This is a genomic window from Leptothoe kymatousa TAU-MAC 1615 (assembly GCF_018739865.1).
Taxonomy (GTDB): domain Bacteria; phylum Cyanobacteriota; class Cyanobacteriia; order Phormidesmidales; family Phormidesmidaceae; genus Leptothoe; species Leptothoe kymatousa.
Window position 1 is genome coordinate 135,581 of the sequence record NZ_JADOER010000004.1, and the last position, 13,779, is coordinate 149,359.

Sequence of the window (13,779 nt, forward strand, 5' to 3'; positions counted from 1 at the left end):
GTAGTTGATGACCAACCTAAAATCTTTCCTCGATTTCTGTAAAGCTGTGCAACCTCAAAGTCAGAAAGATATCCAACGTTTTTTTGAAGGCGTTGTTTATTTCCCATACGATAAAGAACTACTGTTGCAATCTTTTTTGTATTTAAATCTGTCAGATTATTTCCCTAACTTCACCGATTTACTTTTATTTGAAAAAGCTTTGGATGGTTCCAGTACACATGACAGCAAGTGTGACTTCATTTTTCTAACAGAACAACAAAAAATTGCTCTTGTTGAGACGAAATATATAGATACCGATCAATCAGGCGCTACTGCAAAAAAGAGGCGTAATCACCACCGAAATAAAGTCTTTGCTCAAGTAAAAACCTTAAAGCAAAAAATCGTTGAAAAGCATTCTCTATCGCCAGAGTTGATTGATTGCTATGTTTTTACAACCGAAGATTTATCTGGTCGAGCAGAGATAGATATAGCTTCAAAATATATATTGATCCAGGAGCTAGAAAAGTGGACAAAAAAAGTAAAGGCAATTGATTTCGACTGCTTTATATTCTTGGTATATCGTCTTGAGACAAAGACATTCAATGTTTATTAAGAAATGAGCTTTTTCATGATTTTCACGACGGTTTGCAGCTGGTTCTCATGACGAGTAGATAGAGTGAATTTATCTGAGATGTCATACTCGCGGGTTTGTAAATCTGCTGTTACAAATAGAAAATCCTCTCCAGTTGTAATCAGCCCAAAGGCTTGTGGAGCATCAGCACTCGCCAAGTAGGCCAACGTTTGAGGCAATGCTTGCATTACGCTAAACCCATAGCGTTTAGTTTCCAGCAAAACTAGCCAGAAGCCATCTTGCACGATTAGTACATCGATTAAGCCTCTCAATACGGTGTCCCCACTCTCAATTTCAATGGAGATATATTTCTCACCGCGTAGCTTATAGGGCGGATCACATAGGCCCAATAGCTCTAATAGGGGTGACACCAAAATAAAATCTACGGTGCTTTCTGTAATGGCACCATCTGCCTGATAGTAACGATATCGGGCCTTCAGTCGGTCAAGGGTATCTACTTCTTCTGGAGATAACGCTGGTAATTCACCCTGCCACTCAGAAAAGAAATCAGCGCCATTGGCAGGTCTCAAGTTAAGGCGTTGATGCGCCTCATTTAGATTAGTAATTGCCGTAGTGACTGCCAGCGTTTGAGTCATCTAACTCAACTCCAGGAATGATCTTGCACTTAGTGTAGGTTTACTATTCGACTATTGCCCATAATGATATTTGCTAACATTACAGTGCAGTAGTCCATACACCCCAATGACGGTTGCAATAGTCGCTGATCCACCACCATTAGAAATCAACGCTGACAACGTCGTAATAATTGGGCAAACTCGCGTCACGCTAGACACCGTTGTCAATGTATTTAAGCACTGGATAACGGCTGAGGAAATTGTGCATCGTTATCCAGTGCTAAAACTCGCCGACGTTTACGCGACGATTGCGTTTTACCTAAATCATCAGCAAATGGTAGAAAGCTATTTAGCGGAACGTCGAACCCAGTCAGCAAGTGTGCGGAAAATGAACGAAACACGCTTAGATCCGAAGGGGATTCGTGATAGGCTCCTGACCCACAAGCGTGAACAGAAAGCATCCTAGAAAGGGCAGATTTTTTAGTTAGCGCCAGCTAAGCAGACGTTAGCTGTTTGGCAATACCGGTCAGAATTTCTGGCACTGGGCGGGGCTGCCACCCCAAGTCTCGCATCGCTTTTTCCCCGCTGATACGCACACAGCGATCATAGATATAGTGAACCAGTTCATTATTCAAAGGCGCATTCCAAGAGAAAGCTTTGCCGATGGGGTCTAGAATGCCACCGATGGCTCTGACCAATGGCTTTGGCGCATCCGCTGGGGCTTTCACTCCGGCGGCATCGCCTAGAATCTGAAACATTTCGCCAATGGATAGCTCGCCAGCGGAGATGATGAAATGTTCGCCGGAGGGGGCTTTTTCGACAGCCAGCACCATGGCTTGCACCAGGTCGTCTACATGGACGATGCCAGTGATGCGATCGCACCCAGGCCAAATTGGCAACCGTCCCTTGAGAAATAGCTTAACCACCGGGCCAAAGTGGGGGTCATCTGCCCCAAAAATCCCCCCCGGCATTAAACTCACCGCCGAGTAACCCTCAGCCACATGCTGATTCACTAGCTGCTGAGCCTTAAACTTAGTTTCATCGTAGGCCGACGAAAACCCTTGTTGCGTCCGCTGGTAGGTTTCATCAATTACTTGACCCGCCGTATCACCATAAATGCCAATGGTGCTGCAATAGATCAATTTTGGAGGCGTCGTCTGCGCGCGAATTGCCCCTAATACGGTGCGGGTTCCTGTGACATTAACCCGTTCCATCCGAGCTGCATCAACTATCCCCAAATCCACACAGGCCGCAATGTGGAATACCACATCCACGCCGGCCATGGCGGATTTTAGCACCGCTGCATCGGTAATGTCGCCATAGACCAGTTGCACATCTAAGCCATCCAACCGGTCTAAATTACTCGTGCGCCGCACTAACCCCACGACGCTGTGTCCCTGGGATGCCAATAGGTTGACCAAGTGAGAACCCGTGAAACCATTAGCCCCTGTAACCAGTGCTTTCATGCTGATGCTTGATGCTTAAATAAACCTACTATGCTCGCCAGTACCCATGGCCCTAAGCTGTTATCGTAACGGAAATCATGCCGTTTTCTTGAATGCCATTATCCGCGGCTGTATCTAGAAAGCAGTTAAGATGAGGAAGCTAAAAAAGTTAGCGATTATGGCAACCATCATCACTGAGTTTATTAGTGTATATTTCTAGATTTTGTATTGCTAAAATCTAAAAATATATATTATGAAAACCGTCTATTTAAAGTGCACACTTACCTGAAAAAAGGATGCTTATCAGAGCGCCCCATTAAATGAAAAAAATAATTCAAAAGTCTGACTTTGTTCTGTCTCCCTACATGCAGAGCAATGATTGGCGCGCTACCTATCAAGTCTTAAATACGCTAATTCCATATCTTCTGATATGGGCTTTAGCTGTGAAGTTAACTAAGGTTTCTATTGCCTTCCTGCCGCCAATTATTATTTTATTGGTGCTGTTCTCATTGCGATGTTTTTCGTTAATGCACGATTGCGGCCACTACTCACTGTTTCGGTCGAAAAAAGTCAATCGTATCGTTGGATTTATCTTTGGCCTAGTCAATGCAATGCCCCAATATTGGTGGTCTAGGGACCATGCCTATCATCATAAAACCAATGGTGATTGGGAGCGATATCGAGGTATTGGCGATTTCCTATCAACTGAAGAATACGCCCAGCTCACCCCATCGGATCAAACTATATATGGGGCCCTGAGACATCCTCTAATGGCCTTTCCGGGGGGCTTTTTCTATTTAGCCTTTAAGCCAAGACTGATTTTTATTCTGGGAGTTTATGACTTTATTTGCCATGGTTTTCGATGTTTAAAGGAAGATTCTAAAACAAGTTTTGCAGCCATGGTGGCATCCCATCAGCCGCAGCATTGGTCTACCGCAGCGGAATTTTGGGACATTTTTCTGAATAATATTTTTGTAGTGGGCGGATGGATTCTTTTAAGTAATTGGTTGGGGGTGGGCTTTTTCCTCGGCGTATATTCTGCTGTGCTGACATTTTCAGCGGCCATCTTTATTAATGTGTTTTTTGTACAGCACAACTTTGATGGCGCCTATGCCCATAAAACGGAAGGTTGGGATTATTTGACCGGCGCAATTGAAGGCAGTAGTTATCTGGAATTGCCTTGGATTCTAAAGTGGTTTACCGCCGATATTAGCTACCACAATATTCATCATCTGTCGGAAAGAATTCCTAACTATAATCTCAGGGCTTGCCATCAGGAAAATGCCCACTTACTTGCCCATGCAAGGACAATTCGAATGGGTGAGGTGCTGGACTGCGCCAAATTTATTTTGTGGGATGCTGATGCCAATGAGTTGGTATCTATCCAATCGTTCCATCAACGTCAGACCAAGGCTTTTTCGTAGATGCGGTAGGTCTTGTAGATGGTGGCGCCGGTGTTTTCGATAATATTGCGCGATCGCATATTGTCCTCATATACCCAGGACAGTTCAGATCGCTTATAGGGAGGGTTTTTTTCAGTGCCTCCCTTCATCCCTAAATAAACCACGGCTAGGGCCACCATTTTGCGACTATATTCGGGCAGGGTGCAAATGGCTAAAACCCTGGCCTGGTCAATTTTTCGCTTATGCCAAAGAAATTTTAGAATGCCGCAAATATTCAACTTGCCCTTCACGTGTTTCAGCGCAATATTGTAGTCTGGCAGGGCCATAAAAAAGCCCACCATTTTGTTCTCAGACTCTTTTTTGGGATCTTCTGCAATTACAAAGATGTCCGTATCCACGAGAGTTTGTAAATCCTTGGCCTCTTCCATAAACTCGGCTTCAGTGCGGGCACTAGAACTCCAGTTGTGGGAAAAAGCTGTGGTAAACAGCTCATAAATATGACGACAATCTTGTTCGAACGCCTTACCCTTTAAATTAATCGTGCGAAAGGTAATGCCCGCCCGTTGAGAAATTTTGTATCCCCGCTCAAAACTATCCGGCAGTGGCTTATCCAAAGGTAGATCATAGGCGTAGGCATCCTTGGCCTTTTGCCAGCCGTTAGCCTCCATCAACTCCAGATAATAGCTGGGGTTATAGGGCATCATGACCATCGGGTCAGAATCAAACCCATCGGCCAAAAAACAACAGTTATTGTGTGTGGACAAGTCAATGGGGCCACGGGCTAGGGTCATGCCCTGGTCTCGTAACCAATTTGTTGCGTGATCCAAAAGCGCTTGCCCAATAGAGGGCTCATTAATACATTCAAAAAAACCCATCAGACCGACGGAGTTTTTCTCTCGCTCGATGAGTCGTTCATTTATGGCTGCAACAATACGTCCTACCGGTTGCTCGTCCTGATATGCCACAAACTGTTGTAGCTTGCCATATTGAAAAAACGAATTCTCTTCAGAAAATTGCTTAGCAATACTAGATTCGAGGGGAGCAACCCAGCGAACATCATGGCGATAAACGTAAGCTGGAACGGCTAGAAAATCAGCTTGTTCGTCGGACGTGGCAACTGGCCTGATGGAAAAAGTACCCATGGCAGAGGGGAGTATTGAACATTACGGGGCAAGGGATTTAATACCCTTACCCCGTAATCACTATGCGTACTGAGCAACTGCGCCGCCGATCTTTTCACGGACAGCAACCATAGACTCTACCAACCGATCCATTTCGGCTTGGGTATGGAGCGCGTTGGCCGTAATCCGTAGGCGAGGTTTAGCAATAAACCAAATCGCAGAGACCCAAATGCCATACTCTTCCATCAGAGCTCGGGCATAGGCTTTTGGATCGAGGTCTGGGGGCAAAAGCACCGGGATAACGTTGGTTTCCCCAATCGCGTCAAATCCGGCTGCCACTAACTTCGACCGCAGGTATCGGGTATTGGCTTGCAGTTTCGCTACCCGCTCAGGCTCGCTGCGTACCAGACGAATACTTTCCAATGCGGCAGCGGTTACCGGTGGGGGCAAGGAGATGGTGCCAATAGATGTGGGAGACACATCTAACAGATCAATCAGCTCCCGATTGGGGGCGCTAATGGCCGCTCCCGCAGAACCTGCGAACTTGGAGAATGTGGTCATAATGACGGGCACAATGCCCCGCTCAATCACTGACTGGGGGGTAATGCCGAAGTGGTCATAAATGCCTTCACCTTTGCCACCAATAGCACCGCTGGCGTGGGCTTCATCCATCACCACAAGGCTGCCGGGATAATCTTCCATGATGTCGAGCATGCGAGGCAGGGGCACAACATCGCCATCCATCGAAAAGACTGCATCGGAGATAACGATTACCCGATCGTCAGGACGTACATAGCGACGCATTTTGCGCTCTAGATCGTCCATGTCGCAGTGGCGATAAGCTTTGACCCGCACCTTGGGGTTATGGCCAAACATCTTACCCGAACGATTATCCGCATTCACCACCGCAGCAATAATGCAGCCATGGTTGAGGACATCGCTAAAGATAATAGTCTCGCGGGTGTGCTTAAACCCAGGCACAGGCACTGCCAGATGGCAAAATCCGTCCATTAAAGCCTGTAGCGCCATCCAAGCATTTAAGAATAGCTGGGTGTGCGGTAGATGCTTAAAGGCAGAAATTTCTTCCTCTAGCTGACGGTGCAAGTCAATGCGACCGCTCAGCACAGAGCAAGAACTATTGGATGTGCCATAGCGACGGATAGAGTCAATAGCGGCCTGGGTAACGGCATCATCTTGTGCCATACCCAGTACATCGTTGGTGCAGAAGGTTAGAACCTTATGGCGTTTGCCGGTTCCTTGCTCTTCTACTTCAATCTGATTGCCATTTTTTTGATGGCAAATGAATTTATCAGGGTATAACCCGCTTGCATGCAAACGTTGCACGTAGTCATTAACGACTTCCACAATTTACTCCTCATCACCTACATTGAGCATATCAATCAACCAAGGTCTGAATTAAAAGGCCGATATCCCTTTATCAATAGGCCTTGGCAACGGGGCTTGGGTATCCCAAGCGGGCGAATCACACCAGCATACCGTTACTAACCTCCTGGGATGGTGGAATAGGAGACTCTTTTGAAGTCTCTTGTTGAGACTTAGGTAATTTCTCCAAATTCTCATACTGGCCGACAATGACTCGCTGGAGCGCGATAATTGCCGGATTAACTTCGACGTAGTTGCGTTTTGGGTCGATAGAGTAGTTGCGCTGCTCGCTCTCCATCATTTCTACGTCCTGATGCAGAAATTTGATAAATACGGTGTTCAAAATTACTTTCTCTAACACCCTGGCTAGGGGGCCACTAAGGAGCCATTGGGGCAGGGGTAGCTTTAGGAACAGCAGGGAAAATGACTTGGTTTCCTGGGGCCCCACCGGTAAACGCATTAAGTAGAGCGAGGAAACAGATTCTAGTGCGGTGGCATAGTGGGGGTAACGGTAGCGAATAGAAACAGTACGCGTGGCGCTGTCACTACCTTTTTTCCCCAGACCTAAAAGCTTACTGAGAAAGCCGTCGTAGGACACTTGATAATCGGCAGCAACGCCATGGTCGTCCTGTTTGAGGTTCAGCAGTTTGGGATCGTACCAGCCTTGGAGATCCTTGTGCAAAAAGCCATGGAATACATCCATTGTATTCTCATTGCAAATGGAGAAATGGGCTTGAAAATGCCCCGGTATGCGCACCATAAACCACCCTGGCTGGCCATACTGGGGAACTTCGGGGAGGGGGTGTTGCTCGGCTAACTCCACTGCCCCTGGAAAAACCCATATGATGCCATAGGCTTCCTGGGTGGGGTAGGTGCGAGCCTGGGCACAGGGAAGCTTTTGCTCTTTGGGAAAATAGGGAATGCCCACACAACTACCCTGGCTGTCGAATTCCCAGCCATGGTAAGGGCACACTAGGTTATTACCGTGTACTTCTCCCCTATGGAGTTCTACTCCCTTGTGGGGACAGGCATCTTCCACGGTGTGGACAATGCCTTGGGCATCACGATATACCGCCAGGGATGTGTCCCATATCTGTGCCGAAACGACTTCTCCTGACCTGACTTGGTCTGCCCAAAAAATGGGATACCAGTAGTTCGGATTGATGCCAACAGCGCGGGCACGCCGGTATATGGGTTGACCTTTGAGAACAGCAGATGCTTCCATCGTGTACGGCTAGAGCTAAAGATTGAAGAAAATCAGCGAAAAAGCTTTCCCACTGTACGAGACGTATCTTGATTTTTACTGAGAAAGCCTAATCAGGTGAGCTTTTTGCTTTTCAGGCGATTTTGATTGTGGTTGCAGTATGGCGGTGGGGGATAGTTTCAGACCACAATCTGGTGACGCTTCACGAACTGGCAATTGAACGTCTACAAAACGCTAAATTGGTCAGTTAAAACATTAGGAACACCTCAAGGGCCATTAGACAAATGCACTGAGTAACATTTGTCGGCTGGGTATAAGTTTTTGTCTGTGCTTACCCCTAATCACCAGTTATGGGTAATGTTAACATCTATTAACTTGTCACGAACGATAGGTCCTTGGGGCTGTCTGTTCTAACAAGTGTTGTTGTGTGCCCCCCTATGACCACCGTTCATAAGCAGCCAGTTAGGTCTGAGGTACCTGATGTAGGCCCGTTTCCCTCTCCTCCTCCCATCCGCCAGTCGTGGCAAGTGTTAGCGGTTTTGATGATGGCGGGATGCCTGTCAAGTGCTGCTGGCGCGGTAGTTGCGCCGGTTTTTCCTGAAATTGTGGAGTATTTTGGGCTGAGCAGTCGTTGGGCAGGGGTATTGGTGAGCACCCATACGTTGACCACGGCCTTGGCTAGCCTAGTGTTTGGGCTTTTGGCCAGGCGTTTGGGCAGTGTGCGAATTTTGCTGTCTTCGTTGGTGGCCTACGCTGTTTTTGGTGGTTTAGGCGCGATCGCAAATGGATTTTGGGGGCTTTTGTGCTCTCGGGCCCTAGTGGGGGTGGCCAGTGGTGGCATTGGGGCTGGCAGCATCGGCATTCTGAGCAATTTATATGATGGCGAAGCCCGCACGCGGATGATGGGCTATGCCACCAGTGCCTTGGCCACGGCTACGGTTATTTTTCCGATTTTAGGGGGCTGGTTAGGTCTCTACCATTGGCGCTTGGCGTTTTGGCTCTATGGTCTGGGGTTACCCGTGGCGGTGGTGGGGCTATGGCTGTTGCCCAAAGGTCGGCAGCGTGGGGCCAATATTCCCCAGGCCGATGGGATCGGTTCTATCCTGAAGCGCAGTCGAGTATTGGTGCTTTTGCTGGCATTGGCCACCGCGTCGGCGATTTTTTATGTAGTAGTGGTGTACGCGCCGCTGTACCTCAAGCAGGCTATTGATGCGTCTTCGTTGCTCAATGGGTTTGTATTGGCGGCACGGTCTGTGGGGGCGGCGGTAATTGCGGCGGTGGGGGCGGCGAAGGTCTCTAAGAAATTAGGATCGGGCGGTGCGATCGCAACCGGTTTCTTACTCATGGCCCTTTCCCTAGCCACGATTCCCAGTGTGCTAGCGCCGTCCCTGATGCTAATTGCGGGGTTGCTCTTTGGTTTGGGCTTTGGTCTTGTCATGCCCAATTTCTACAGTGCCCTGGCCGATTTATCTCCCGATTCTCAACGCTCGGGGGTGTTAGCTATTGGTACCGGCTGCGCTTCCCTCGGTCAGTTTATTTCCCCCTTTATTTTTGGCCCTATTTGGGCCGGTGCAGGCACCCAAGTGTTTTACCTTGCAGCTGCTATTGCTGCTACGGTAGGGGTTCTGAACTGGATACGTCGTTAGGCCCCACCTAAGCCATGATCCTCAAACAGTCCCTGCTGAAGTTTTTTAAAACCGGGGCCATTCCCCTGCTGCTGAGCACCATCGCTATTCGGCAAATTATTTTGGTTAATACTGCCGGGTTGAGCCCTTGGCACGGTGGTGGTTTTGGCATGTTTGCCTCGATCGATCGTGATGAGCGTCGAATGGTGACTGCTCAGATAGAGTGTGACCCGACTGAGACGCTTGCCTTACCTGGGTTAATAGCAGAGTCGCCTGAGGTGGTTAAGCCGCAAACCTATATTCACATTAGTACGTTCCCAACGGACGCTCAGCTACAGCGTTTAGGCCAATTGCTGGTGACCAATACTCCAGAAGTAAAGCAGCCTATTGCCGCACTAGCCAGTGAGAAACCTTGTGATGGGCCATTGCAGATGCAGGCATGGCGACTGATCTATGAGGATGGTGCCATTTCTTATGACCCTATTACTGAGCCAGTTGAGGTGCAACCGTGATCTGGGTTAAGCAATGGAACCAGTGGTTAGGCAGTTTGATGCAGCCGCCCGTTTATTTAATGGTGCTGCGGCTGACGACGATTTTATTATTGCTCCACGGCATTGATCATTGGCGTTGGACCATGCTGCCAGAAAAGCTCCTGGCGCTGGCCATGATGGTCAATGTGCCCCTGGTGCGCGATCGCTGGGCCTGGTTGGCCATGGGCATATTCCTGGTGGTGAATAATCTCTGGCACTGGTCTGCCCTGGTGAACCATGAATATCTCTACACCTACTGGGGACTGGTGTGTGCTCTGGCGGTTTGGAGTCGGACGCCGAAGCAGGTTTTGCGCTGGAATGCCCGCTGGATTATTGGCCTGTGTTTTTTGTTTGCCACCCTATGGAAGTTTTTGGGTGGGGAATATTTAGACGGTTCGTTTTTGCATCTGACGTTTTTGCTGGACCATCGTCTGGCCATGGGAGCCGTTCTATTTGGTGGGTTAGATTTAGCCACCCTGGCAGAAAATCGGCAAATATTTGACACGTTGCAAGCGTCGGGGGCAGTTTTAGAACCCCAGCAATTGGCTACCACTACCCGCATGGCGGTGGCCAGTGTGGTGCTGTCCTATTGGACGATTTTGATCGAAGGATTAGTGGCCGCCAGTTTTCTATTGCCCCTACGTCGTCTGCATCGCAAACGGGACTGGCTACTGATTATTTTTGTGCTGACCACATACACCGTGATTCCGGTGCTGGGGTTTGGTGCCCTGCTAATGGTGATGGGCTTTATTCAGGCAAAAAATAATGCCATTGCCCGGCTTTATCTGGGGTTACTTATAACGATGCCCCTGTGGATGCCTTTGCCCCAGGGCCTGTTTTGGGTCATTCAAAACCTAATTTTATCTGCGTAGAGTTTGGGGGCTACGTACTACCCAATCCGAGTATCTGGTGATTCTTGCAAGAGCCATAGGCCGCTATAGGTCATGCCCGAATCATCGGGGCGAATCAGCAAAAAATGTAGTCCCTTAGCAGTTGTCTTCCGTTGCTCAAATGCATTGGCCGCACCGCGCACATCGGCATCCTCAAACGTTGTAAGAACAAAGCGATCGCTCAGCCCGGCTTCTAAAATCAGGCCGTCCGGTTGTCCGGCAATGTATTGCAAAAATGTGGGCCGCACCGACTCCAACCATTGGGCTAACCCCATGGCCCGCTGTCCACCGTCGATTACCACCCCTGGAATCAAAACAGTGCTAGATAGACCAATTTCTAAGGGCAGTAGCTCCTTTGGCACCGAGCGTACGGGAATCGCCTCATACTGAAACCGCAGCAGGTCCGCATTGGACAGTCCGGCAAATCGCCAAGTTTCGCCCCACAGATTATCGGGCAAAGGGATCGGCGTGGACCGCTCGATGGCAAATGGTGAATAGGGTTCCCCCGTATAGGTTTTCAGGTTCGAATACCAGGCAGTGCGCTGGCGTAACCATTGCTTTAGGGTGGGCAATGCCCGCTTTGGTACGACGGGAATATCGAGTTCGCGGCAGGCAACTTCCGCTAACGTTTGGGTCTGGGGCCGAAAAACTTCTAATGTCTGGGGCCGATATCCAGCTTTATGGATCGCTTGCTTTAACTGATGTCGTAGCCACATGGCATCTGCCTGGGGCTGAGGACAGGTTTGGGCATAGCTAAAACCCATGTCGGGAGTGCACAGCAGCAGCTCCCACAGGGGGTTATGGTCAGAGTTTTTTAAGGGGCGGCGGTAGAAGTCAATCTGCCAGGGGAGGCTCATGAAAGATAGAGGTGTTGGACGTAATCGCGCACCATGCGATCGCTATTAAAAATAGGGGCAATGGTGCGGATGGAGGCTTTCATCCGTTTAACCCAGCTGCGGGGAACGTGGTTGCGATCGCAGTCGTAATAGATGCGGACGATTTCCCGTTCTAGCTGAGAATAAAAGGACTCTGCATCTATCGTATCTTGAACCTCCTGATCTCTTGAATCTACCTCTTTGCCAATGGACCAACCGTTGACACTATCTCGATAGCCTTCGCACCACCAACCATCGAGCACACTAAAGTTGATGCCGCCATTGAGGGCCACTTTCTGGCCGCTGGTGCCCGAGGCTTCTAAGGGGCGACGGGGGGTGTTCAACCATAGGTCAATCCCTTGCACCATCAGCTTAGCGGTATACATGTCATAGTCTTCAATAAAGGCAATGCGGTCCCGTAGGTCTGGGTGGCAACTCCATTCCATAATGCGTTGGATAATGCGCTTACCAGCGGTGTCGTTCGGTCTGGCCTTGCCCGCAATAATGAGCTGTACCGGGCGCTTTTGGTTTGAAAATATGCGTGTTAAACGGCTCAGGTCCCGAAAGATCAGGTCGCTGCGTTTGTAATCACTAAACCGTCGGGCAAACCCTAGGGTAAGGATTTTGGGGTCCAACAAATGTTCGACCGCATTGATGTCATCGGAACATTCTTTCCGGTCTTGCCTGGCTTTGAGCACGCGATCTCGGGTGTAGGCAATTAGCCGTGCCTTTAAAATTTGGTGCCGCTGCCACAGGCGCTCATCGGGGATGTTTTCGATTTTGCTCCAGGTTTCCCCATCGGTAATGTGTTCTGCCCAATCTAGACCGAGATAGTCTTGATACAGATCTTCCAATAACGGGGCAATCCAGCTGCGGGCATGGATGCCATTGGTCACGTAGCCTAGGGGCTTTCGCGTTTCGGAGGATTTGCTATAGAGGTTTTGCCACAGCTGGCGGGATACTTCCCCATGGCGTTTGCTGACGGCGTTCGCAGAGCCGGTGAGCTGCAGGGCCAACGCCGTCATGCTAAAGACCTCCGGGTTGGAGGTTTGGGCCCCCAACGCCAGAAAATCTGCGCGGTCTAGCCCCAAGTGGGGCCAATAGTCGGCAAAACTGCTTTCAATTTGTTCAATGGAAAAGGTTTGCCCGGTGGGCACAGGGGTGTGGGTGGTAAAGAGGGTGCGATCGCAGACCTTAGCTTTTACCTCGTCCAACGTGCTGTCGGTCTGGTCCATCTCAAATCGCGCCATTTCCAATAAGGCAAAGGCGGCATGGACATCATTTAGGTGATACATCGCCGGTTCAATGCCCAAGGCCTGGAGCATGCGAACACCGCCAATGCCCAACAGAATTTCCTGGGTGAGCTGTTTTTCAGAGTCCCCGCTATAGAGCTGATTGGTAATCAGACGATCGGTGGCATCATTTTCAATGATGTCCGTATCGAGTAAATAGAGCAGGCTGCGACCCACCTGCACCTGCCACACCTGGGCCTTGATCATGCGCTGGCGAATGGTGACCCGAATCTTGAGCCGCTGACCATGTTCATTACAGACGGGCACCAGGGGTAAGTGGTCAAAATCGTTATCCCGATATTGGGCTTCTTGCCAGCCGCTACGGTTGAGCCGTTGTGAAAAATAGCCCTGTCGATAAAGCAGCCCCACCCCTACCATGGGTAGCCCTAGGTCGGATGCCGATTTGAGATGGTCCCCTGCCAGCACCCCTAGGCCGCCACAGTAGAGGGGCAGCGACTCATGGATGCCGTACTCAATGCAAAAATAAGCGACCGGATTGTCATCGGTAATACTGGGGACGGTTTTTTGAGCCCAGGTGTCACTGCGCTGTAAATAGGTGTGAAATTCAGTCGATAGGTTTTGTAGCCGCTTGAGGTAGTTGGGGTCTTCGGCCAGTTGCCACAGCCGTTCTGGGGTAATGGCCTGCATCAGGGCCACCGGATTGTGCTGACAGTCTTGCCATAGATCAGGGGCTAATACCCTGAATAACGAGCCCCGTTCTGAGGTCCAGCTCCACCAATAGTTGTAAATAAACTGTTTTAGCGGTTTCAGTGGGGGCGGAAGCTTAGTGCTGATGGCGCGACGAAGTTGCATAGGTTTGAAGGGG

13 protein-coding genes are annotated in these 13,779 nt (G+C 49.4%); 6 read left to right on the top strand and 7 right to left on the bottom strand.

Annotation, left to right across the window (positions count from 1 at the left end; genetic code table 11):
• The first annotated feature begins 7 nt into the window (after positions 1-7).
• Complete coding sequence (locus IXB28_RS03115) at positions 8-592, top strand: hypothetical protein (protein WP_215617087.1); 585 nt, start codon at positions 8-10, stop codon at positions 590-592.
• On the opposite strand, the gene IXB28_RS03120 is transcribed toward IXB28_RS03115, so the two are convergent.
• On the bottom strand, positions 589-1,206 hold the full coding sequence (locus tag IXB28_RS03120) for a type I restriction endonuclease subunit R (RefSeq protein ID WP_246559599.1): 618 nt from the start codon (positions 1,204-1,206) through the stop codon (positions 589-591). The genes IXB28_RS03115 and IXB28_RS03120 overlap by 4 nt on opposite strands.
• Before the next feature lie 106 nt (positions 1,207-1,312).
• On the opposite strand from IXB28_RS03120, the gene IXB28_RS03125 reads away from it, so the two are divergent.
• Positions 1,313-1,651: a DUF433 domain-containing protein gene (locus IXB28_RS03125; RefSeq protein ID WP_215617088.1), complete on the top strand. Its 339-nt coding sequence runs from the start codon at positions 1,313-1,315 to the stop codon at positions 1,649-1,651.
• A 28-nt stretch (positions 1,652-1,679) separates the two neighbouring features.
• On the opposite strand, the gene IXB28_RS03130 is transcribed toward IXB28_RS03125, so the two are convergent.
• Positions 1,680-2,651 (bottom strand): NAD-dependent epimerase/dehydratase family protein, encoded by a 972-nt coding sequence (locus IXB28_RS03130; protein ID WP_215617089.1) that lies wholly within the window; start codon positions 2,649-2,651, stop codon positions 1,680-1,682.
• Between the two features lie 299 nt (positions 2,652-2,950).
• Between IXB28_RS03130 and IXB28_RS03135 the strand changes: the two genes are divergently transcribed.
• On the top strand, positions 2,951-4,054 hold the full coding sequence (locus IXB28_RS03135) for a fatty acid desaturase (protein WP_215617090.1): 1,104 nt from the start codon (positions 2,951-2,953) through the stop codon (positions 4,052-4,054).
• Here IXB28_RS03135 and IXB28_RS03140 read toward each other — a convergent pair.
• The 3 genes from IXB28_RS03140 to IXB28_RS03150 form a co-directional block, all read right to left on the bottom strand.
• A complete protein-coding gene (locus tag IXB28_RS03140) occupies positions 4,033-5,175 on the bottom strand; it encodes a hypothetical protein (protein ID WP_215617091.1) in 1,143 nt (380 codons plus the stop codon). The genes IXB28_RS03135 and IXB28_RS03140 overlap by 22 nt on opposite strands.
• 60 nt (positions 5,176-5,235) lie before the next feature.
• The gene (locus tag IXB28_RS03145) at positions 5,236-6,519 is read right to left on the bottom strand and encodes an aminotransferase class I/II-fold pyridoxal phosphate-dependent enzyme (RefSeq protein ID WP_215617092.1); all 1,284 of its coding nucleotides are present in this window, start codon (positions 6,517-6,519) and stop codon (positions 5,236-5,238) included.
• Positions 6,520-6,637: 118 nt separating this feature from the next.
• Complete coding sequence (locus IXB28_RS03150; RefSeq protein WP_215617093.1) at positions 6,638-7,762, bottom strand: aromatic ring-hydroxylating dioxygenase subunit alpha; 1,125 nt, start codon at positions 7,760-7,762, stop codon at positions 6,638-6,640.
• A gap of 416 nt (positions 7,763-8,178) precedes the next feature.
• Between IXB28_RS03150 and IXB28_RS03155 the strand changes: the two genes are divergently transcribed.
• Genes IXB28_RS03155 through IXB28_RS03165 form a run of 3 tightly spaced genes read left to right on the top strand, consistent with a single transcriptional unit; the run spans position 8,179 to position 10,768 of the window.
• Positions 8,179-9,387 carry an MFS transporter gene (locus IXB28_RS03155; protein WP_215617094.1) on the top strand — a complete coding sequence of 403 codons (1,209 nt, stop codon included), beginning with the start codon at positions 8,179-8,181 and terminating at the stop codon, positions 9,385-9,387.
• A gap of 14 nt (positions 9,388-9,401) precedes the next feature.
• The gene (locus IXB28_RS03160; protein ID WP_215617095.1) at positions 9,402-9,878 is read left to right on the top strand and encodes a hypothetical protein; all 477 of its coding nucleotides are present in this window, start codon (positions 9,402-9,404) and stop codon (positions 9,876-9,878) included.
• Complete coding sequence (locus tag IXB28_RS03165; protein WP_215617096.1) at positions 9,875-10,768, top strand: hypothetical protein; 894 nt, start codon at positions 9,875-9,877, stop codon at positions 10,766-10,768. Before IXB28_RS03160 ends, IXB28_RS03165 begins: the two co-directional genes overlap by 4 nt.
• A gap of 17 nt (positions 10,769-10,785) precedes the next feature.
• Here the strand turns inward: IXB28_RS03165 and IXB28_RS03170 are convergent, their stop codons facing one another.
• Positions 10,786-11,643 (bottom strand): Tab2/Atab2 family RNA-binding protein, encoded by an 858-nt coding sequence (locus tag IXB28_RS03170; protein ID WP_215617097.1) that lies wholly within the window; start codon positions 11,641-11,643, stop codon positions 10,786-10,788.
• Entirely contained in the window at positions 11,640-13,766 is a 2,127-nt protein-coding gene (glgP, locus tag IXB28_RS03175; protein WP_215617098.1) for an alpha-glucan family phosphorylase, read from the bottom strand. The genes IXB28_RS03170 and glgP overlap by 4 nt, the downstream gene beginning before the upstream one ends.
• Between the last annotated feature and the right edge of the window lie 13 nt (positions 13,767-13,779).

Excerpts from the sequence above, each read along its gene's own strand:
- IXB28_RS03115 (WP_215617087.1), top strand. The coding sequence starts at position 8 with ATGACCAACCTAAAATCTTTCCTCGATTTCTGTAAAGCTGTGCAACCT.
- IXB28_RS03120 (WP_246559599.1), bottom strand. The coding sequence starts at position 1,206 with ATGACTCAAACGCTGGCAGTCACTACGGCAATTACTAATCTAAATGAG.
- IXB28_RS03125 (WP_215617088.1), top strand. The coding sequence starts at position 1,313 with ATGACGGTTGCAATAGTCGCTGATCCACCACCATTAGAAATCAACGCT.
- IXB28_RS03130 (WP_215617089.1), bottom strand. The coding sequence starts at position 2,651 with ATGAAAGCACTGGTTACAGGGGCTAATGGTTTCACGGGTTCTCACTTG.
- IXB28_RS03135 (WP_215617090.1), top strand. The coding sequence starts at position 2,951 with ATGAAAAAAATAATTCAAAAGTCTGACTTTGTTCTGTCTCCCTACATG.
- IXB28_RS03140 (WP_215617091.1), bottom strand. The coding sequence starts at position 5,175 with ATGGGTACTTTTTCCATCAGGCCAGTTGCCACGTCCGACGAACAAGCT.
- IXB28_RS03150 (WP_215617093.1), bottom strand. The coding sequence starts at position 7,762 with ATGGAAGCATCTGCTGTTCTCAAAGGTCAACCCATATACCGGCGTGCC.
- IXB28_RS03155 (WP_215617094.1), top strand. The coding sequence starts at position 8,179 with ATGACCACCGTTCATAAGCAGCCAGTTAGGTCTGAGGTACCTGATGTA.
- IXB28_RS03160 (WP_215617095.1), top strand. The coding sequence starts at position 9,402 with ATGATCCTCAAACAGTCCCTGCTGAAGTTTTTTAAAACCGGGGCCATT.
- IXB28_RS03170 (WP_215617097.1), bottom strand. The coding sequence starts at position 11,643 with ATGAGCCTCCCCTGGCAGATTGACTTCTACCGCCGCCCCTTAAAAAAC.
- glgP (WP_215617098.1), bottom strand. The coding sequence starts at position 13,766 with ATGCAACTTCGTCGCGCCATCAGCACTAAGCTTCCGCCCCCACTGAAA.